Origin of the sequence: Paraprevotella xylaniphila YIT 11841 (assembly GCF_000205165.1) — a bacterium.
GTDB classification, from domain to species: Bacteria; Bacteroidota; Bacteroidia; order Bacteroidales; family Bacteroidaceae; genus Paraprevotella; species Paraprevotella xylaniphila.
The window spans coordinates 27,681-48,304 of the sequence record NZ_GL883868.1 but is presented as its reverse complement, the minus strand read 5'-3'; the positions used below and the strand labels follow the sequence as shown (position 1 = coordinate 48,304).

The 20,624-nt window shown below is 38.1% G+C and carries 19 protein-coding genes; all 19 read left to right on the top strand.

Annotated features, from left to right (window positions below):
- Positions 1 to 729: UDP binding domain-containing protein (locus HMPREF9442_RS10825; protein WP_040602988.1), on the top strand; the 729-nt coding region annotated here is incomplete at its 5' end.
- 96 nt (positions 730 to 825) lie between these two features.
- Positions 826 to 2,346 carry an MATE family efflux transporter gene (locus HMPREF9442_RS10820; protein WP_008628419.1) on the top strand — a complete coding sequence of 507 codons (1,521 nt, stop codon included), beginning with the start codon at positions 826 to 828 and terminating at the stop codon, positions 2,344 to 2,346.
- Positions 2,334 to 3,497 (top strand): Coenzyme F420 hydrogenase/dehydrogenase, beta subunit C-terminal domain, encoded by a 1,164-nt coding sequence (locus tag HMPREF9442_RS10815; RefSeq protein ID WP_008628418.1) that lies wholly within the window; start codon positions 2,334 to 2,336, stop codon positions 3,495 to 3,497. Before HMPREF9442_RS10820 ends, HMPREF9442_RS10815 begins: the two co-directional genes overlap by 13 nt.
- Positions 3,494 to 4,642, top strand: a complete 1,149-nt coding sequence (locus HMPREF9442_RS10810) for a polysaccharide pyruvyl transferase family protein (protein WP_008628415.1) — start codon at positions 3,494 to 3,496, stop codon at positions 4,640 to 4,642. Before HMPREF9442_RS10815 ends, HMPREF9442_RS10810 begins: the two co-directional genes overlap by 4 nt.
- Positions 4,639 to 5,604 carry an acyltransferase family protein gene (locus HMPREF9442_RS16955; protein ID WP_008628414.1) on the top strand — a complete coding sequence of 322 codons (966 nt, stop codon included), beginning with the start codon at positions 4,639 to 4,641 and terminating at the stop codon, positions 5,602 to 5,604. The genes HMPREF9442_RS10810 and HMPREF9442_RS16955 overlap by 4 nt, the downstream gene beginning before the upstream one ends.
- A gap of 37 nt (positions 5,605 to 5,641) precedes the next feature.
- On the top strand, positions 5,642 to 6,847 hold the full coding sequence (locus tag HMPREF9442_RS16950; protein ID WP_008628413.1) for an O-antigen ligase family protein: 1,206 nt from the start codon (positions 5,642 to 5,644) through the stop codon (positions 6,845 to 6,847).
- Positions 6,844 to 7,863 carry a glycosyltransferase family 4 protein gene (locus tag HMPREF9442_RS10795; RefSeq protein ID WP_008628412.1) on the top strand — a complete coding sequence of 340 codons (1,020 nt, stop codon included), beginning with the start codon at positions 6,844 to 6,846 and terminating at the stop codon, positions 7,861 to 7,863. Before HMPREF9442_RS16950 ends, HMPREF9442_RS10795 begins: the two co-directional genes overlap by 4 nt.
- 5 nt (positions 7,864 to 7,868) lie before the next feature.
- The gene (locus tag HMPREF9442_RS10790) at positions 7,869 to 8,783 is read left to right on the top strand and encodes a glycosyltransferase family 2 protein (protein ID WP_008628411.1); all 915 of its coding nucleotides are present in this window, start codon (positions 7,869 to 7,871) and stop codon (positions 8,781 to 8,783) included.
- 20 nt (positions 8,784 to 8,803) lie between these two features.
- On the top strand, positions 8,804 to 9,847 hold the full coding sequence (locus HMPREF9442_RS10785; protein ID WP_008628410.1) for a glycosyltransferase: 1,044 nt from the start codon (positions 8,804 to 8,806) through the stop codon (positions 9,845 to 9,847).
- On the top strand, positions 9,844 to 10,908 hold the full coding sequence (locus HMPREF9442_RS10780) for an acyltransferase family protein (RefSeq protein WP_008628409.1): 1,065 nt from the start codon (positions 9,844 to 9,846) through the stop codon (positions 10,906 to 10,908). Before HMPREF9442_RS10785 ends, HMPREF9442_RS10780 begins: the two co-directional genes overlap by 4 nt.
- Positions 10,909 to 10,936: 28 nt before the next feature.
- Complete coding sequence (gene rfbF, locus HMPREF9442_RS10775; RefSeq protein ID WP_008628408.1) at positions 10,937 to 11,761, top strand: glucose-1-phosphate cytidylyltransferase; 825 nt, start codon at positions 10,937 to 10,939, stop codon at positions 11,759 to 11,761.
- Positions 11,762 to 11,767: 6 nt separating this feature from the next.
- Entirely contained in the window at positions 11,768 to 12,172 is a 405-nt protein-coding gene (locus HMPREF9442_RS10770; RefSeq protein ID WP_040602991.1) for a polysaccharide biosynthesis C-terminal domain-containing protein, read from the top strand.
- Between the two features lie 8 nt (positions 12,173 to 12,180).
- Positions 12,181 to 13,260, top strand: coding sequence for a CDP-glucose 4,6-dehydratase (gene rfbG, locus HMPREF9442_RS10765; protein ID WP_008628406.1), 1,080 nt, complete (start codon positions 12,181 to 12,183; stop codon positions 13,258 to 13,260).
- Position 13,261: 1 nt separating this feature from the next.
- On the top strand, positions 13,262 to 14,158 hold the full coding sequence (locus tag HMPREF9442_RS10760) for an NAD-dependent epimerase/dehydratase family protein (RefSeq protein ID WP_008628405.1): 897 nt from the start codon (positions 13,262 to 13,264) through the stop codon (positions 14,156 to 14,158).
- A gap of 115 nt (positions 14,159 to 14,273) precedes the next feature.
- Positions 14,274 to 15,254 (top strand): glycosyltransferase family 2 protein, encoded by a 981-nt coding sequence (locus HMPREF9442_RS10755; RefSeq protein WP_008628404.1) that lies wholly within the window; start codon positions 14,274 to 14,276, stop codon positions 15,252 to 15,254.
- Positions 15,255 to 15,260: 6 nt separating this feature from the next.
- The gene (locus HMPREF9442_RS10750; protein ID WP_008628403.1) at positions 15,261 to 16,274 is read left to right on the top strand and encodes an NAD-dependent epimerase/dehydratase family protein; all 1,014 of its coding nucleotides are present in this window, start codon (positions 15,261 to 15,263) and stop codon (positions 16,272 to 16,274) included.
- 166 nt (positions 16,275 to 16,440) lie between these two features.
- Positions 16,441 to 17,163: a WecB/TagA/CpsF family glycosyltransferase gene (locus HMPREF9442_RS10745; RefSeq protein WP_008628401.1), complete on the top strand. Its 723-nt coding sequence runs from the start codon at positions 16,441 to 16,443 to the stop codon at positions 17,161 to 17,163.
- A gap of 80 nt (positions 17,164 to 17,243) precedes the next feature.
- Complete coding sequence (locus tag HMPREF9442_RS10740; RefSeq protein ID WP_008628399.1) at positions 17,244 to 18,119, top strand: Rpn family recombination-promoting nuclease/putative transposase; 876 nt, start codon at positions 17,244 to 17,246, stop codon at positions 18,117 to 18,119.
- A 158-nt stretch (positions 18,120 to 18,277) separates the two neighbouring features.
- A complete protein-coding gene (locus HMPREF9442_RS10735; RefSeq protein WP_008628398.1) occupies positions 18,278 to 20,596 on the top strand; it encodes a DEAD/DEAH box helicase in 2,319 nt (772 codons plus the stop codon).
- Positions 20,597 to 20,624: the final 28 nt, after the last annotated feature.

Sequence of the window (20,624 nt, the reverse complement as noted above, 5' to 3'; positions counted from 1 at the left end):
GAGGCCGCACATGATTTTGCAGCCCTCCTGCAAGAAGGAGCCATCAAGGAAGACATCGACACGCTGTTCATGGGCCTGACCGAAGCCGAGGCCGTGAAACTCTTTGCCAACACCTACCTGGCCTTGAGGGTCTCCTACTTCAACGAACTGGACACGTATGCCGAGATGAAGGGTCTGGACACGAAAGCCATCATCAACGGCGTAAGCCTTGACCCACGCATCGGAAGCCATTACAACAACCCTTCGTTCGGTTACGGCGGCTACTGCCTGCCCAAGGACACCAAGCAACTGTTGGCCAATTATCAGGATGTTCCGGAAAACCTCATCCAAGCCATCGTGGAAAGCAATAAAACCCGTAAGGATTTCATTGCCGACCGCGTACTGCACACGGCCGGTTACTACGACTACTACAACCGTGGGGACTTCAACCCGTCCGAAGAGCGGAAGTGTGTCATCGGCGTGTACCGCCTGACGATGAAGTCGAACTCGGACAACTTCCGCCAGTCGAGCATCCAGGGCGTGATGAAGCGCATCAAGGCCAAAGGTGCGGAGGTCATCATCTACGAACCCACGCTAGAAGACGGCAGCACGTTCTTCGGCAGCAAGGTGGTGAATGACCTGGATGCTTTCAAGGCACAGAGCCATGCCATTATTGCCAACCGGTATGACGCCTGCTTAGATGATGTGAAAGAGAAAGTTTATACAAGGGATATTTTTAGGAGGGATTGACAACTTACAAGAATCATATACGAGAATGAATTGAAATAGGAAATAATACTTTTAATTATAACGACCTATTTTATACAGAATTTTTAATTTGATTATATGCAGAAGCATAAAAGTGCAAGCATTACCAAAAACACCCTATTCTTGTATATAAGAATGCTCTTCACTCTTTCTACAAGTCTATTTACATCAAGGGTCATACTTGATTCTTTAGGAGTTGAAGATTATGGAATTTATAACGTTGTGGGTGGATTTGTACTGATGTTTAATGTATTTTGTGCAGGCTTGTCCACTACAACACAACGTTTCTTAAGTTATGATTTAGGCAAAGGGGATGAAACAGAGCTGAATGAAACTTTTTCAGCATGTGTTCATATTTTCTTAGTTATGTCGCTACTGATAGTTCTTCTTGCTGAAATAGGGGGCATTTGGTTTCTTGAAAACAAACTGGTAATACCAAGCAACCGTATGACCGCAGCTAAATACGTATTCCAATTCAGTCTATGCACATTGGTATTTAGCCTAATAAGTGTACCTTACAATGCTTTAATTATCGTACACGAAAAAATGAAAGCATTTGCCTATATCTCTGTTTTAGAAGTAGCAGCAAAACTAATCATCGCATATTTAATATACCTTTGCCCTGTAGATAAACTGATCGTTTATGCTATCCTTTTAGCAATAATACAATTATTTATTAGGATAGTATATACGAAATATTGTCAACGGAACTTCAATGAGAGCCATATTTCATGGCATTTCAACATAAAAAAAATAAAACAAATATATTCATTTGCCGGATGGGCAATGTTTGGAGGCCTCGCATCCATAGGTTTTACACAAGGGCTTAATATTTTGCTCAATATCTTTTTTGGCCCCACAGTCAATTCAGCCCGTGCTATCGCTGTACAAATACAAAATGCCATAAACTCTTTTGTATTAAATTTCCAAACAGCAATTAATCCCCGTATCATAAAGGCATATGCAGAAGAACAAAAGCCTTACATGTTTCAATTAGTTTTTGCAAGTTCTAAATTTTCTTTTATTCTCATCTATGCCCTATCTTTACCTATTATATTAGAAACACACCAAATTCTCACTTTATGGCTTAAGTCCGTACCCGATAACACTGAAACATTTATACGTATTATCATTCTAACTTCAATGGTAGACGCAATGGCAAATCCATTTATGCGTACAGCTGATGCCACAGGAAAAATTAAGACTTACCAATTGACAATAGGCACATTATTATTATCCATAGTACCTGTATCATACCTACTTTTAAAATGCGGCATGCCACCATATTCTGTATTCATCGTACATTTAGGTATCACCATTGTTGCTTTTATGGCTCGACTATACATCGTAAAGACACTAGTAAATTACTCAATTAAATCTTATATAAAATTAGTCGTCATAAAGGTATGTATAGTTACATCTCTATCCACAATCATTCCTTTTATATGTCTAAAACTTATGGAAGAAAATGTATGCAGACTTATTATAACAACCACCTCTTCATTAATCATGGTCGGGATAACTACCTATATTTTTGCTTTAACCCAATCTGAAAAAACGATAATCAATCAAAAGCTAAAAAGAATATGCTTGCAATAACAGATAAAGCAAAATGTTGCGGATGCAATGCATGCGTTCAGATTTGCCCACAGAAATGTATTGAAATGAATCCGGATTCCGAAGGTTTCTTATATCCAAAAACATCCAAAGAAAATTGCATTCAATGTGGACTGTGCGAAAGGGTATGCCCTCTAGGAGAACCAAAGTCTAAACGTGAACCCAAAGAAATATTAGCTGCCACTAATAAAAATGAACACATTTTAGATAAAAGTTCATCAGGTGGAGTCTTTTATGAATTAGCTTTGGAAACTTTAGCTAAAAACGGAGTGGTATTTGGGGCTATGTTTGACAAACAATGGAACGTAAAGCATTCTTATGTAGAAAACATATCTGATTTAGAAAAAATACTAACTAGCAAATATGTACAGAGTGAGATTGGAGATACCTATACTTTAGTACGTGACTTTCTAAAACAGGGTAGAGAAGTTTTGTTTTGCGGTACACCTTGTCAGATAGCCGGTTTAACAGGGTTTCTCCGGAATAATATATATTCCAATCTAATCATCGTAGATTTCTTATGCCATGGAGTACCAAGTCCTAAAGTGTGGAAGTTATATCTTAATGCAATCTGCAAAAAACCTTTTTATAGGGTGAAAACTATAGAAATCTCTACCATAAATTTTCGTTCAAAAAATACATCTTGGAGAAATTTTAGCTTTTTAGCTATTCAGAAAGGAGGCAAATTATTGCTCAATGAGCAGCATTGCAAAAACGCCTACATGCAAGGTTTTTTAAACGACCTGTATCTGAGGCCATCATGCCATGAATGCAAGTTTAAAAGGTTTCAAAGTCAAAGTGATTTGACATTGGCTGATTATTGGGGCATAGCTCGTGTAAACAGCAACTACGACAATAAAAAAGGCGTGTCAATGGTATTTATTAACACGACCAAAGGAGAAAGTTTACTCCACGGCATAAAAGACCGTTTTAAATATATCCAAACATCTTTCGAAGATACATTAAGCAACAATGGATTGAATGAACATACCCACCCTCATCCACAAAGAGCTTTCTTCTTTGCGAACCTGACTTCACATGAAAATAATATTATAAAACTTATCAATAAATGTATTGGTAAATCTGCATATAAAAATCTACTTAAAAAAGTAGCACATAAATTACATATATGAACATTGGAATACTCACCTTTTGGCAAACCAAAGACAATTATGGCCAGATGTTACAAAACTTTGCATTGCAACAAAAGTTAAGAATGCTTGGTCATCACCCCTTTCTTATACGATATGCACATTCCGAAGCACGACAAACGCATATTGAAGATATTGTGATGAATCTATTGCGAAGAATAAAACATTGGGATTTCAAAACACATAAACCTCTCCTTTTTACAACATCTGAAAAGGATAAACAGCGGATGTTTGAACAGTTTAAGGACAAGCATTTAGAAAAGACACCACGCATCTACTATTCACTCAAAGAGCTACAAAACTCCCCCCCAAAAGCTGATATTTATATAGTTGGAAGCGATCAAGTTTGGGCAAAGTTTTTATATGTAAAAGAGAATGAAGTTTTTTTCCTCAATTTTGGCCTACCTGAAACGGTTAGGTTATCTTATTCAGCAAGTTTTGGATGCACGACCTATCCAGATAAAATCAAAAACAGACTACGAAAAAATTTAAAACGTTTCCAAGCCATTTCGGTAAGAGAAGAAACAGGAAAAAGAATCATTGAAGATGTAGGAATGAACGCTAAAGTCGTAATAGACCCGACGCTACTTTTAAAATCATCAGAATATATATCATACTTCAACCTGTCAAATAAAATCAACAAAAAAGACCGTATATATATATATTCAGTGAATATCAACTCTCCCGAAGAAATAGGGTGGCAAGAGCTACAAAAAGAACTAAATTATGATACTTCAAATGTCGTAATCACCCCATCAAGTGGTTACGTAGACTCTGCTGAATTATTCGGAAAGAATGTAAACTACAAATACCCTACAATAGAAGAATGGATTGATTATATTCGTACATCTAAAATGGTTATTACTCCATCCTTTCATGGCATCGTATTTTGCTTAATTTTTCATACTCCTTTCATTTACATACCATTAGGAGGAAAAATGTCAAGTGGAAATAATAGAGTGCTTGATTTATTCCATAATCTTAATATTGAGGATAAAATATATTCAGACAAACGAACTTATCACGTACTCTTAACTGAGAACAATTTAAATTGGATAGATATTGACAGAAGATTGGAATCATTAAGAATGGAAAGTATTTCTTTCTTAGATAAATATATAAAATGAAGAACAGAGACAACAAATTTGATTTCATTAAAGGCATACTGATAATACTTGTTGTTATTGGGCATGCCATACAAGCATTGTACGGCATTGACAATAAGGAAGTGTGGTATAATCCTATATTTAACATAGTATACACATTTCACATGCCATTATTCATATTTATTAGCGGATACTTTTTTTCATCAAGCCTAAAATATTCGTTTTCAATCCTATTGGAAAAAAAGGCAACACGTTTACTTGTCCCCACTTTTATATGGTCAACAGTAATACTATTAATATGGGGTACCGCAACAGAGTGGCAGGACGTAAAACCGTTTAAAGTATATACTATATATAAATCATATTGGTATTTGATTTGCATATTTGTCTTAACATTCACATATTACATAATAGTTAAAAATAAGTTTATCAAGCTAATTATTCTTCTTATTTATATAGTTTCTGTGATATTTTATGACTATCTTCCATGGCCTATATTTAAAGATTGCCAAGTGATAAGGCAGTTTGCAATATTTGGGTTGGGAATACTTTACCAAAGTAAATGGAAAAATCTTATGGCACAATCCAAATTTTACAAGTATATCTTTTTAGCATCGGATGTTTTTACCATTATAGGCATAAGATATTTCTATGGATATAACATGATGGACTTTCCTCCAATCATCAGAATCATTGATGGCATATGCTGTTCTATGTTAGTTTTCATAATCTTATCAAATTCATATAACCCAATAAAGAACAATAAGATAATAAATGGTTTCGTATATCTTGGAAAGAATTCTTTAGCTATATATCTTATACACGTAGTAGCTTTTCGGTTTATCATATATTCAGGATATACATTTGAATACAATCTTATTTCTGCTATCAACCTAACAACAATACTAATAGGTACAAGTCTATTTTTAATGTTCATCATTAAATCTCTATTAAAAGAAAAATCTTATATCGTCGGCGTTTGAGTTTCTATAAAGACAATTAATAAAACAGATATACTATATGCTTCAACCAAAACTAGCAAACGCATTACTTATAATTCTACTTGCTATTCCTTTCCCCGCGCTATTTTGCGATATGTATATTTATAATGGAGTATGGGCTTTATATAATTGGATTGTTCGTATTGTAGCCTTTCTTTGTATTCTATATAGTATACGATTTAGAATTGGCATACTAAACAGAAACAACAAGATACTTTTCTTCATTTTTTTTGTTTATATGTTATATATAACATTCTATATACTTGAAAACAAGATTCCTTTAAATAACATGGTCGGCGTCCCGCAATCTTATTATAGTTTTATACTGTTAGCAATTACTATGATATTACTACTTGGAAGTAGCAATTATATTAGAAAAAAAGTTGACTACATCATTGTATCCAAATACATTTTAATAATTAATACATTTACTCTTCTACTTTATGTATTGAAAGGCAACATGGTCTTTTATCTAATTTATGATTCATCTTCAGATTTTGCAGCATTGAATATTTTATCTCCATTTAATATCTGTTCTTACGCTTCGCTATCAATATTTTCTGCTTTACACCTTTTAAGACATAAACCATCTAAATTCATAAGTACAATATCCATAACAGCAATACTATTTAGTCTAATCGTAGTTATGTTATGCAATAAAAGAGGCCCTATTATTTATATGACATTTACTATTTTAATATATGCAATTCATTTTTTATCAAGAAAAACGATTCTATTTCTACCTATGGTCGTATTAATCTATTTATTTGTCCAACACTTCTCCGAAAATAATGATATAGAATTATTCAGCCGCTTTGCAAACATTGAATCTGATGGTGCATCAGGTCGAGTTGGAGAATTTTCCATATATTCTTATGCTATCAGACAAATATTCGACCATCCTTTTTTAGGCTCACATTTTAGAATTTTGGAAGGTCCATTTAAAGGAACATACCCACACAATTTTTTTCTAGAAATACTTATGACTTTCGGAATTTTTTTTTCATTGTTTTTATGCGTTTTGATATTCCGCGCTTTATATAACAGTATACAACTTATCAAAAACAACGATATATTAATCCCAATGATATTTATATTCAACATATTGTTACTATTATCTACCGGTACAATTTTGGGAATGGAACTGTTTTGGCTACCATTATTTTTAATATACCCCAACAAACATTTAAAAAACATCTCATTACCAAACAAGCAACAACAATGAATATAGCTTATATTCTTTATCCAGAGGTTATAATTTCCGGGCAATCTAATGGAATACGTAGTCAAGCTGAGAATTGGGCTGTTTCCTTAAAAAGACTTGGACATAGCATAACTTTTATAAATAACTGGAAACACTATGATTGGAAATCATTTGATATAATACATCTTTTTGGGTGTAGCGGTTCATGGCACAACGATGTTGCATTTAGGTTAAAACACATAAACCCTAACATTTGTTTCTCGCCAATTATTGACCCAAAGCCTATAAAATTGGAAAATAAGTCCATTATTCTGAAGAACTACATAAGAATACTCTTCCCTTTTACAAGATTCTTAACTCAAGACAAATATGATAATTTCAAACTAATATTTGTGAGATCACAATGTGAAGCAGAGTATCTCACAAAAATAAAAGGAGTAGACATTTCTAAATTGGCTCACATCCCTTTGGCATACTCATACAAAGAAGGCTGTATAAGTGAAGGGGAACAGAGCAAACGAAAACCTTTCTGTTTACATATTAGCTCCATAACCCAAGAAAGGAAAAATGTCCTGAGATTAATAAAAGCAGCAAAGAAATACAATTTTGAATTGGTTTTGGCAGGGAATAAGGGAACTCCAGAAGCATATTATCATTTAGAAAAAGAAATTTCAGGATGTGACAATATTAAAGTTTTAGGATTTATATCAGAAGAAAAAAAATTAGAACTTTATAAAACAGCCAAGGTTTTTGCCCTACCTAGCTTATATGAAGGTGTAGGTATAGTTGCCGTAGATGCGGCTCTTTACGGCTGTGAAATTGTCATTTCTGATATTCCAGGCCCTAAAGAATACTATGCCGGTATGGCCTCATTAGTCAATCCATATAGTGTAGATGAAATAGGCTATGCTATAAAAGGATATTTAGACGGGAAAGTGACTACACAACCAATATTATCAGAACATATAAAAGAAACGTATTCACCAAGCCACATTGCAAAACAACTAGAGAGTGCATATTATTCATTAATGCAATAGCCGTTATGAAAAATAAAAAGAATGATTTGGTAAGTGTAATCATACCTACATTTTCCAGGCCTTATAACTTAGAACGTGCCATCAAAAGTACTTTGTCACAGACTTATAAAAATATTGAAATCATCATTGTTGACGATAATGGAATCGGTAGTAAATACCAGATAGAAACGGAGAAGGCAATACGTAATTATATAAAAAAAGGAGAAGTTAAATATATCAAGCACGACATAAATAAAAATGGAGCTACCGCTCGTAATACTGGCCTTAAAGCTAGCAAGGGAATATACGTAAATTTCTTGGACGATGATGACGAGTTCTTGCCAGACAAAATAAAAAATCAAGTTGATTTACTAGAAAAAAACATAAAATATGCAGCTTGTTGTTGTGATTCTATAATTCAATATCACCATCATCAAGATATAGTAAAATGCCAACAAAATGGGAATCTTATAGAAGCAATCTTAAGTGGTAATGCACACTTCAATACATCTTCCGTTTTGTTCCGACGAAACGCACTTGAAGAACTTAACGGTTTTGATGAGTCTTTCCGTAGACATCAGGATTGGGAACTATACATTCGTTTTTTCAGAAAATATCTCATGATTAGTACGTTCCAAATGCCATTATTAATTAAACATGTTACAACAACTTCAGTCATAACCAATGAACCGCTAAAACAAATTGAGTATTTAGAGTTCTTTTTAAACAAATATAAAATGGATTTTGAAACATATCAAAAAAAGAATGCAATATATCAATATTTATACCTAAACTTAGCAAACAGTTTAGTATATTATGGAAAATATAGAATTGGGTTAGAATACTTAAAAAAAGCTTACAGTTTCCAAAATCCTAAAATAAAAAATCTAATAGAAAATGTAGTTGTATTCTTAAAATCCTTCATAAGGAAACTACTGTAAATCCAATAAATATTTTCAGAATGAATAAGGCTAAAATCTCATTAATAGTACCGTGTTACGGGGTAGAACGGTATCTCGATGCCTGTATGAATTCTCTTGTGGAACAAACATTGGAGGATATAGAAATAATACTTGTCGATGACGTATCGCCCGACCGAGTGCCCGAAATGTGCGACAAATGGGCATCCAAAGACCATAGGATAAAGGTCATCCACAAAAAGACGAATGAAGGATTAGGTTATGCACGCAATTCGGGTCTTGACATTGCCACTGGTGAATATGTGGCATTCATTGATTCCGATGATTATGTGGACAATAAGATGTATGAGATGTTATACAATGAAGCAAAAACAAAAAGGCTTGATGCTTGTTGGTGTAACTATCGTTATGACCTTGGGGGAAAATTTGCAGAGTCACGCGAAATAAAGGAGACTTTCACTAAAGAGACTGCCGATGAGGTGAAAGAATATATGATGGACATGATAGGGCCACTGCCCGAATATCCATCGGACGTAAAGTATCTGGTATCAGCGTGGCGTGCAATATACAGCCGACAAATAATAGAAGAAAACGACATACGTTTCGAGAGTGAACGTGATAATGGGTCGGAAGACATCCCGTTCAACATGGATTTCCTGATGCATGCCACACGGATAGGATATATACCTTTCGTCGGCTACAATTACCGCTACAACCCATTATCATTATCACGCAACTATACCCACGCTAAATTTACAACCTACTGCCACCTGTTTGATGAAGTGAAGGAACGGTTTGAACACTGTTTGCCCGAGAACCAATATAAGTTGCATTACCAACGCTTCATCTTCTATTTCTTCCGCAACATCATCAAGTATGAGGCCGTGAAGGATATAGGCGGAAAGAAATACCAAAATATCAGGATGAGATGCGATGACAAACGCATGAAGGACATCTATTCAGACTATCCATACCATCGCTTACCTCTGAAACAACGTGTATTTTTCTTCTGTATGAAACACAGAATAACCATGGCTTTGTATGCCATGTGCATATTGGAAAATAAAATCAGGAAAAACGTATGATAATATTATCACAGAAACAAAGTAATAATATCAACTTACTTAAAGGTGTAAGTATATTATTGGTTCTTTTTATACATGCTAATATTAAAGATGCAATACCTAATCTTGACGACAAATCAGCACTAGGCATGTGGACACAAGTGGTGACACGAATACTCGTGGATAACGCTGTTCCAATGTTTTTTCTTGTAAGTGGTTTCTTGTTTTTCTTGAAACCGGGCCGTATTGTTGATAAATGGAAGAAAAGAGGAAAGACATTGCTCATACCATATATATTATGGTGTATGGTAGGTTTTATTATCCCATTTATACTACAAGAAGCACTTGGATTAGCACATTTGTTTTCAGGCAACTCCCTAAAGAAAATAGCTGACTTTGAGACCTCAGACTATATAAAAATGTTTTGGAATATCAGAAATGGGGCACCGATACTTAGTACAATGTGGTTTCTTAGAGATCTTATTGTGATTATAATGCTGACTCCTGCCATCCGTCTGTTGGTAAAGACGATGAAATGGTCATTCCCCTTATTACTTATATGCGTATATTTGTTTTACTCTTTTAACGTAACTGGCATGTCGAGCAGTACATTGTTTTGGTTTGGTATGGGTTCTTGGTTTGCTATAAAAGGGAAAAATTTATTTGCATGGATTGAATGTTTTAACGGGAATTTACTTCTTGTTGTATGGATATCCACATTAATTACTACCATAATTTCATTCTACTATGATTGGCACTATGAGACTGTACATGCCATATTCGGTATCATACACTTTGTGGCAATATACAAGTGCGTCTCGGTAATATCAATAAGTGGCATCCCCAAATGGCTCACGGCTGTATCAACAGCTTCATTTTTCATCTATGCCTTCCATGAGCCTTGGATGGGATATGTATTAAAGATTTCCTACAAGGTATTGCATCCTTCAGGTCTCATACTTTACATCGCGCCATTCATTTTAGTTGCTTTCGCCACTGCCTACAGCTATGCCGCTTACGCCCTGTTAAAACGATACGCCCCTCGCTTACTCAACCTGTTGACTGGAGCAAGGAGCAAATAGGGAAACAACAATATAAAAACACAACACTATGAAAGTAGTCCTTTTAGCCGGTGGCTTCGGCTCGCGCATAAGCGAAGAAAGCCAATTCAAGCCCAAGCCCATGATAGAAATCGGTGGAATGCCCATACTATGGCATATCATGAAAGAGTATGCCTATTACGGACATACGGAGTTCATAATCTGTGCGGGCTACAAACAAGAATACATTAAAGAATGGTTTGCCAATTACTTCCTCCATAATTCCGATGTGACTTTCGACTACCGCTGCGGGAAAAATGAGATGACCGTACACAACTCTAACATGGAGCCGTGGAAAGTGACAGTGGTAGACACTGGTTACAACACCATGACCGGAGGACGCATAAAACGTATCCAAAAATATATCGGCAACGAAGCATTCATGATGACCTACGGTGATGGTGTCTGCGATGTGGAAATAGACAAACTGTTGGCTTTCCACCAAAGCCATGGCAAACTGGCAACCCTGACAGCCGTAAAAATGGCACAAGACAAGGGTGTGTTAGACATATCTGAGAACAATTCCGTCCGATCATTCCGAGAAAAAAACACCTTGGACGGTAGTCCCATCAATGCAGGATACATGGTGTTGCAGCCAGAGATCTTCGAGATGCTCGACGGTGATGACTGCGTATTTGAGAAAACGGCACTTGTAAAACTTGCGGCTGAAGGAGAATTGATGTCGTACATTCACAAAGGTTTTTGGCAATGCATGGATAACATACGAGAAAAAAACATGCTTGAAAAATTGCTCTCTGAAGACAAAGCCCCATGGAAACGATGGGAACGTGCAGTGCCAAGTATAGAGGCAAGAAAACAAACTGGAAATATTTAAATGTATATGGAACAAATAGAACAAGTCAAAATAATCCCTCGTCGACTTATCTCTGATGAAAGAGGATGGTTTTTAAAGGCTATTACAGGTACAGAAGAGGGAATACCCCAACATACCGGAGAGGTTTATCTTACCATGGGTAAGCCGGGACAAGCCAAAGGAGGACATTATCATCCCAAAGCGGTAGAATGGTTTACCATTATTGAAGGTAACGCTATTCTAAGACTCGAAGATGTGGTAACGCATAAGCGCAAAGACATTGAAATGAGTCTGGAAAAAGCCATTACGGTCTTTGTCCCTAACAATGTTGCACATGTGGTAATCAATAATTCTGATAGGGATTTTATATTGTTGGCATATACAGACTTGCTATATGACCCGAAAGACACAATTGCATATAATATAATGTAGTATTCAAAATGATAGATATATTTAATAATTTTTTCCGTGGAAAACGAATACTTGTAACGGGACATACTGGATTCAAGGGTTCTTGGCTTTCTATTTGGCTTCACGAACTTGGAGCCAATGTCATAGGTGTAGCCCTTGACCCTTATAGCGAAAAGGACAACTACACCCTTTCCGGCATCGGGGACAGGCTGTTGGCAGACATCCGGGCAGACATCCGCAACGGAAAGCTAATAAAAGAGATTTTTGCCAAATACCAACCTGAAATCGTATTCCACCTTGCGGCTCAACCGCTTGTAAGGCTAAGCTACGAAATCCCCGTTGAAACCTATGAGGTGAACGTTATGGGTACGATTCACGTAATGGAAGCTATCCGTGCTACAACATCGGTAAAAGTTGGTATTATGATTACCACAGATAAGTGCTACGATAACAACGAACAAATGAACGGCTATGTAGAAACAGATCCATTTGGTGGTTACGACCCATATTCGTCCAGTAAAGGGGCAGCTGAAATAGCCATCCAAAGTTGGCGCCGTTCTTTTTTCAATCCAGATGATTACGGCAAGAAACATACCGTATCGTTGGCCAGCGTACGTGCAGGCAATGTCATCGGAGGAGGTGATTGGGCACTTGACCGAATAATTCCCGACTGTATACGTGCATTGGAAGCCGGACAGGAGATTAACATACGTTCGCCTAAATCCATACGTCCTTGGGAACATGTGTTAGAACCCTTGTCTGGCTATATGTTATTAGCTATGAAAATGTGGAACAATCCGACTAAGTATTGCGAAGGTTGGAACTTTGGCCCCGAAAGCGAGTCTGTATCTACTGTTTGGGAGGTTGCAATGGAATTAGTCAAGAATTTTGGACACGGAGAATTAAAAGACACATCTGACCCGAACGCCGTGCACGAAGCGAAACTTCTTATGCTAAATATAAATAAGGCAAAGACCAAACTCGGATGGCAACCAAGAATGAATATGCAGCAGTGCATGAACCTTGTAGCTGATTGGTATAAAAGATATAAAACAGAGAATGTCTATCAACTCTGCATAGAAGAAATTAACAAGTTTACATCATATTAAAATGAAATACTCAATATTAGGAACCAACGGATTCCTTTCCACAGCTATCGCCCAGTATTGTAACGATAAAGGGTATGAGTTGGATATGTACGGGCTTGACAAGCCAACGGAACATAAGTACGACAACTTCCATAAAGTGGACTTAATGGACGCAGACTTGGATTGTAGCAAGTTACTGTCAAGCGATGTGGTGATATATGCTATCGGTGCGGGCATACAATCAAACTTGAAAGAAAATTATAATCTTATTTATAATCTGAATGTAACAGTTCCTGTCTTAATTTGCAATAAATTAAAAGAATTAGATTATAAAGGACGTTTTATCACATTCGGCAGTGTGTTTGAAATGGGCGAGACAGAAGAAAAACGTTTCTTTACCGAAATGGATCTGCTTACATCTACATGTCCTGCCCCTAACGATTATACGGTGAGCAAAAGGATGTTGAGTAAATTCGTGGCTTCCTATAAACATGACTTTATCCACTGGCACTTTTATATACCTACGATTTATGGAGAAAGGGAAAATCCCCAACGACTTATACCTTATACGGTTCATGCCATTCGCAATGGCGAAGAATTGCATTTTACGTCAGGAGACCAGACACGACAGTATATCTATGTTCACGAAGTGCCACGTATGATAGCTCTCGCAATAGAACAAAACTTGCCTTCAGGTTTGTATAATATAGAAGGTAAAGAAACCATGACCGTAAAGGAGATTGTGACAAAGATACATCATTTTATGGGGAAAGAAACTCCCAAAGGATGCTTTGGTTCTGCACAACGCACTGATACCGGCATGAAGTATCTCGCTTTAGATGGAACAAGACTCAGAAATGCAACGGGATTTAAAGCAACATTTAATTTAACCGATGTAATAGACAGATACCTGAATTAAGACAAAAGGAAAAGTTTTTTCAAAGTATTTTATCTACAAATAGTGATATCTAAATATTTCATTCCATTCTTAAATCATTTTATCTTTTTGGCCTCGACAAAATAAATCAAAGTGTATGAATAGAATAAAATTATCAATAGCTATCCCCACACTCAATAGAGCGCAATATTTGCAATTTACACTAAAACATTTTATACCTCAAATAAAGCCAGTAAAAGAGTTCGCCGAACTCCTCATAGTCAATAATAAATCAGATGACAACACAACAGAGGTTGTTAAAGAGTTTATAATGAAATATGACTTTATTCGCTTTTATGATTGTACTGACAGAGTCACATTAGGAGAACAATTCAAAAGGACTGTAGCTTTTTCCAAGGGTAAATATGTAATACTATGGGGAGATGATGATTTACCTGCCCCATTTCTTGTAAGCTATCTTTTATCCGAAATTGAAAATTGTAACAACTGTGGATTATTCTATTTTAATCGTCTTGTTGGATATGAAAATGGTAACCCCATTAAATCTTTAACGGTTTACAATAACTATTATCAAGACATAAGAACCATTTATACTAACTCTACCAAATTCATAACTGATAATTTTTGGGGTGCTACATTTATGTCTGCCGTAATGTTTCATCGTGAAGTTTGGGAACGAGGTTTAGTCTTTGATACTAATGAACATTACGGATTTGAATTCATGGGAATTCTTTATTATGGAAATAAAGGAGGAAGCATTATTTACGTAAATTATCCACTTTGTATTCAAAGAAAAGTTGCACACAGAGCATGGGGTACTGATTGGCCAAAATATTCTTTATTAGGCCTTCCAAATATGTCAAGGGATTTAGAAAAAGAGGGATTATTTGATAATGGACTAAATATATGGAAAAAGAAATATAATAAATTTCCTTTATTCTGCTATATACTCATGTCTGCGGCTACAAATAAAAAAAAATACAGGAAGTACTGCCATCAATTTACTATTTATCAAGATAATATAATAAGAAAATTCTTAATTTACATTATTATTTATTTAATGCCTAAATGGGTCTATAACTTATCAAGAAAAATATTGTTTAATTTTAAAAAGTAAAAGATCATGATGACAGAAACAGATTCCATCCTTATTACTGGGGCATCAGGTTTCATTGGAACAAACTTGATAGAATTATTTGAGTCCAAAGGATACCATTTCGTAAATTACGACAAGGCACCGGCAACCAAGAAAAGCCAACAACAATACTGGCATGAAGGCAACATAATGAGCAAGAAACAACTTGCAGACGCTTTTGACAAATACAAACCCACCATTGTTATCCACCTCGCGGCACGAACCGACACATTAAGCGACAAGTTGGAAGACTACATAGAAAACACTGAAGGAACAGAAAACGTAGTAAACGAAATAAAGAAACATGATTATGTAAAACATGCCCTTTTTGCCTCAACACAGTATGTATATAAAGACAAGACCGTTCCTTTTGGCATGAAAGATGACGACTATGCACCACACACCGTATATGGTATCAGCAAGAAAATGGACGAAGAGTATATCCGTAAATCCGGTATGAAATGTAAGTGGACAATATTTCGCCCATGCAATGTCTGGGGACCGTGGCACATGCGTTACCCCAATGAATTGTGGAAGATGATAGCCAAAGGACTCTACGTACACCCTGGACGTAAGCCGGTAATAAGAACATATTCATACGTTGGCAACTTGGTAAAACAGCTTGACGCAATCATAAATGCACCTGACGAATTGTCCAATCGCAAAACATACTATTTAGGAGACATGCCTATAGATTCATACGTTTGGCTTAATACTCTTTCAAAAGAAATAACAGGTAAATCCCTCAAACGTATGCCTAAATGTTTCTTCTATATAGGTGCCCTCATCGGCAATATCATCAGGCTCATTGGCATTAACTTCCCACTCTATTCCATGCGCTATCGAAACATGATAGAAGACTTCTACGCACCAAGCAATATAACAATCGCAATTTTCGGTGCCTTTGAACAAAGTTATGAGAAAAATGTAAAAGAAACTATAGACTGGCTTAGAAGTGAAGGTGCACAGTATTTTGAATATTGGAAAAATAAGAACATATAAGCCTCTGGGCAACCTAAAAATCAGATTTGAATTGCAATTTGTACTATAAGGGAATTGCTCCAAGATCAATTTCCTTATAAAATACCCTCAGTTTAGACATCAAACTTTTTTCCATTGCGGCATTAAAATATCGCTTTTAGCCACAAAGACAATTATTTTACTATTTATGCTAAGACTGAAAACATTAAGCATCCTTGAAAGCAAGGATGTTCTTTCGGTGTTGCCTGAAGGCAAACTTTTGATAAACACCATCAACGCGCATTCTTACAACACGGCTTTGAAAGACGAGGCATTCGCCGAGGCATTGGCGAAAGGCGACGTGTTGATTCCCGACGGGGCGAGCATCGTGAAAGCGTGCAAATGGCTCAAGGCAAAATCACAACCGAAAGAAAGGATTGCCGGATGGGATTTGTTCGTGCTTGAAATGGACAAGCTGAACAGAAAGGGAGGGAAATGCTTTTTCATGGGAAGCAGCCCGAATGTGTTGGAACTGGTAAAGAAAAGGGCCGCCTCGGATTATCCCAACATTACGGTAGAGACGTATTCGCCTCCCTATAAGCCTGAGTTCAGCAAGGAGGACAATGAGGCCATCATCCATGCCATAAACCAAGCCTGTCCGGACTTGCTTTGGATTGGCATGACTGCTCCGAAACAGGAAAAATGGGCATTTGAGCATTGGGACGAACTGGACATCCATTGCCACTGTGGCACGATAGGAGCCGTATTCGACTTCTTTGCCGGTACGTACCAACGTGCCCCCGAATGGTGGCAGGAGCATTCGTTGGAATGGCTTTACCGCCTGATAAAAGAACCACGCCGCATGTGGCGCAGGTACATTATAGGCAATCCCCTTTTCCTTTGGAACATAGGAAAAGAGAAAATGGCATAAAAAACACAAAACATATTGCTTTGCCGCAAAGATTTTCTACCTTTGCAAAAACTGGTAGTAATATTTAAAACCGATGAGCCATGGCTAACTATATCCGTTTTGACTGGGCTATGAAACGCCTGTTGCGCAACAAGGCCAATTTCAGCGTGCTTGAGGGATTACTCACCACGCTATTAGGCGAGAAGATCACCATCCGTGACCTTTTGGAAAGCGAAAGCAACCAGGAAGAGGAGTTCGACAAATACAACCGGGTGGACATGCTCGCGGTAAACTCCCGTGGAGAACTGATTCTCATCGAAGTGCAAAACAATAATGAATATGCCTATTTCCAACGTATGTTGTTCGGAACCTCCAAATTGGTAACGCAATATATCAACCGTGGAGAAAGTTACGAAAAGGTACGCAAGGTGTACAGTGTGAATATCGTTTATTTCTCTTTGGGACATGGCAAGGACTTTGTCTATCACGGAAAAACGGAATTCCGTGGCATCCACGAAAATGACTTACTGGAGTTGACCCCGTTCCAACGCCAGACCTTTAATGTGGACGAGGTAAGCCAACTCTACCCCGAATATTATATCTTGAAAGTGAACGATTTCAACAAAGTGGCCAAAACGCCGTTGGAAGAATGGATATACTATTTGAATACGGGAAATATCTCGGATACGGCGCATGCACCGGGGTTGGCAGAGGTTCGTGAGCGATTGAAAGTGGACAACATGACACAAGGTGAACGGGATGCTTACTACCGGCATCTGGACAACATCGTGATTCTGCGCGACAACATTTACACAGAGCGAGCCGAAGGCAGAGCGGAAGGACGTGCAGAAGGCATAAACATCGGTGAACAAAACAAAGCTTTTGAAATTGCGCGCAAATTGAAACAGAAAGGTTATACAACAGCTGAAATTACCGAATTAACAGGATTGTCGCCTGACGATATAGCTTCTGCCTAACGGCAATACTTTCGGCCAGTTTTTCAACGAACAACCGCCAACTCATTAAATACTTTAAAAACCGGACCTGATTTTTAAAGTATTCCCTAAAAAGAAACCGCCCACCAGGCGGCTTCTTTATAATTCCATTATTCTTTTTTATTTCGCTTTCATTTCCCATGTCCAAGAACAATTTGGGAAAAGAACTTTCGTTAAGAGACTACCAAAAAAACATCAAGCAACGTGTCTTCGATGCGTGGCGCAACCATGCCAGTGTCATGGTGCAGATGCCGACAGGTACGGGGAAAACCCACTTGTTGGCATCCATCATTTATGACCTCTTGAGTGCGGAACAGGATTTGTGCGTCTGGATTATCGCTCACCGGCGTGAACTGGTGGAACAAATAGAAGACACCGTCGCACGATATAGTATCCGTAAGGAGGACGGACGGGTAAGGGCAATGTCTATCCAATGGTTGTCACGCCACTGGGACGACATCCACAATACGCCGGCACTGATAGTCATCGACGAGGCCCATCATGCCTTGGCCGAAAGCTATAAGGAACTTTGGACGCGTTACCCCCATGCCAAGAAATTGGGCATGACAGCCACTCCGTGCCGGCTGAACCGCAGAGGATTCACGGACTTGTTCGATACGTTGGTCATGTCTGACAGCATTGCCGACTTCATCAGCAAGGGGTGGCTTTCGGTCTTCGACTATGCCTCCATCAAACCGGACAGCGACGACCAAAAGCTGATTGACAACCTGAGTAAACGAAGTTGGAACGGAGACTTCCAAATCAAGGAAATGGACACCGTACTCAACAAAAGGCCGACCATCGAAAAATTGTACGAGAGTGTCAGGCATTATGCCGACGGAAAGAAAGGCGTCGTCTATGCCATCAGTATCGGACATGCCCGGAATATCGCTTCTTACTACAGCGGGCATGGAATAAATGCCGTGGCGATAGACAGCAAGACACCCGCCCTGCAAAGGAAACAATTTGTGGAGGATTTCAAGCAGGGACGGATACAGGTGTTGGTCAACGTGGATGTATTCAGCGAAGGATTCGATTGTCCGGACATCGAGTTCGTACAAATGGCACGCCCTACCCTTTCGTTGGCCAAATATTTGCAGCAGGTGGGACGCGGATTGAGGAAGAGCAAGGGCAAAGAATACTGCATGCTGATAGACAATGTGGGACTCTACCGTATGTTCGGCCTCCCCTCTGCAAACCGTAACTGGCAAACCATGTTCGAAGGACGATTAGCGGGAAAGGGGAATGCCCATAGCATCGAAACGGGATATTATTGTGCCGCCGAAAACTTAACGGCAAATGACACCATACGCCCCAATGACACCCTTGAGTTGGTAATGACACACGACCGGCTCCCGGATTACTTGACCAACGCAAAAGACAGCTTGGAGAGTCACCTTAATCATAAAATCCTGAATGCTTTCAAAGACAGGGTATATGGCTTGTACGGGTTGAAAATCGAAAATAAAATAACAGCTCCCCCACAGTATGTTTCGGTATTCGACACAGATGACGGTTTTGCAGCCGTACGTTTCAAAAACTGGTCTGTCGGAGTCGTAAACGAAGTCGGCGAAATAAAAATTCAGCTGGAATGTTTCAGGAAACTAAAGTTTCTGAAGGACAAACTTCTCGCTGCTACAGACAACAGAGGCAAAATGTCCTATATCGACCTGAGGAGCGGAAAGTCATATAAACAAAAACCTAAGGTGCTGACTTTCGGCAAGGTGCAGATGCTGGAAGTTGACGGTATTTGCTATAGCCGGACAAAGATATTGTATAAGAAAGAATTGAATACGAGCCTGCAACAGGTGTGTCAGCATGGTTTCTGCCTGAGATTTTATGATTTTCTGACTACGCCCCAATGCAGGCAAGTAGACAAGGAAGATGACACATCGGGGTATGACAGCGTATGCCTGCTCGCAGACGATTACGAAACCTATTACCATTTTTGCGGAATGTTGCCAGACGGTAGTATAATCGTTGAAGACAATGAAGGTAAATATTATCTCGTCAAAGAAGGAGAAGGCAAGCAATACATCGCACACGAAAAGCCCCAAACGGAAGAAGAAACCTTTGAGGTGGTCATACCTCGCCTGAAAGCTGAAGCCGCCCAACGCGCCGCCCAACGGAAAAGCATAGAAAAACGGGAAAAAATCCAAAAACGTAAAGAACGATTAAACAGGATCCAACATGCAAAACCGTTCAAATCAGGACTGAAATGGGGATTGAAACAGGGGGACAAGGTGATTGTACCACCAATTTACCGTAACCTTCAAACACCGGTAGGCAACTACTGTGCCTTTGAAGGTAATCCTCGCCTATGGGGTATCATCATGTTGGACGGTAAGGTCGTGGTTGAAGCACGATATATCAACGTGGAAATAAAAGAAAACGGCACGGCCCGCCTGACCATCATACCAGGAAAAACAAAAACAGTGAAACTACATGGGAACGATTAAAATAAAAAAAGCACTCAAGAGTGGAAGC

What these genes read in the sequence shown, in the direction of transcription:
- HMPREF9442_RS10735 (WP_008628398.1), top strand. Translation starts at nt 18,278, where the DNA reads ATGTCCAAGAACAATTTGGGAAAAGAACTTTCGTTAAGAGACTACCAA.
- HMPREF9442_RS10745 (WP_008628401.1), top strand. Translation starts at nt 16,441, where the DNA reads ATGCTAAGACTGAAAACATTAAGCATCCTTGAAAGCAAGGATGTTCTT.
- HMPREF9442_RS10755 (WP_008628404.1), top strand. Translation starts at nt 14,274, where the DNA reads ATGAATAGAATAAAATTATCAATAGCTATCCCCACACTCAATAGAGCG.
- HMPREF9442_RS10750 (WP_008628403.1), top strand. Translation starts at nt 15,261, where the DNA reads ATGATGACAGAAACAGATTCCATCCTTATTACTGGGGCATCAGGTTTC.
- HMPREF9442_RS10760 (WP_008628405.1), top strand. Translation starts at nt 13,262, where the DNA reads ATGAAATACTCAATATTAGGAACCAACGGATTCCTTTCCACAGCTATC.
- HMPREF9442_RS10810 (WP_008628415.1), top strand. Translation starts at nt 3,494, where the DNA reads ATGAACATTGGAATACTCACCTTTTGGCAAACCAAAGACAATTATGGC.
- rfbG (WP_008628406.1), top strand. Translation starts at nt 12,181, where the DNA reads ATGATAGATATATTTAATAATTTTTTCCGTGGAAAACGAATACTTGTA.
- rfbF (WP_008628408.1), top strand. Translation starts at nt 10,937, where the DNA reads ATGAAAGTAGTCCTTTTAGCCGGTGGCTTCGGCTCGCGCATAAGCGAA.
- HMPREF9442_RS16950 (WP_008628413.1), top strand. Translation starts at nt 5,642, where the DNA reads ATGCTTCAACCAAAACTAGCAAACGCATTACTTATAATTCTACTTGCT.
- HMPREF9442_RS10740 (WP_008628399.1), top strand. Translation starts at nt 17,244, where the DNA reads ATGGCTAACTATATCCGTTTTGACTGGGCTATGAAACGCCTGTTGCGC.
- HMPREF9442_RS10785 (WP_008628410.1), top strand. Translation starts at nt 8,804, where the DNA reads ATGAATAAGGCTAAAATCTCATTAATAGTACCGTGTTACGGGGTAGAA.
- HMPREF9442_RS10795 (WP_008628412.1), top strand. Translation starts at nt 6,844, where the DNA reads ATGAATATAGCTTATATTCTTTATCCAGAGGTTATAATTTCCGGGCAA.
- HMPREF9442_RS16955 (WP_008628414.1), top strand. Translation starts at nt 4,639, where the DNA reads ATGAAGAACAGAGACAACAAATTTGATTTCATTAAAGGCATACTGATA.
- HMPREF9442_RS10770 (WP_040602991.1), top strand. Translation starts at nt 11,768, where the DNA reads ATGGAACAAATAGAACAAGTCAAAATAATCCCTCGTCGACTTATCTCT.
- HMPREF9442_RS10820 (WP_008628419.1), top strand. Translation starts at nt 826, where the DNA reads ATGCAGAAGCATAAAAGTGCAAGCATTACCAAAAACACCCTATTCTTG.
- HMPREF9442_RS10780 (WP_008628409.1), top strand. Translation starts at nt 9,844, where the DNA reads ATGATAATATTATCACAGAAACAAAGTAATAATATCAACTTACTTAAA.
- HMPREF9442_RS10815 (WP_008628418.1), top strand. Translation starts at nt 2,334, where the DNA reads ATGCTTGCAATAACAGATAAAGCAAAATGTTGCGGATGCAATGCATGC.
- HMPREF9442_RS10790 (WP_008628411.1), top strand. Translation starts at nt 7,869, where the DNA reads ATGAAAAATAAAAAGAATGATTTGGTAAGTGTAATCATACCTACATTT.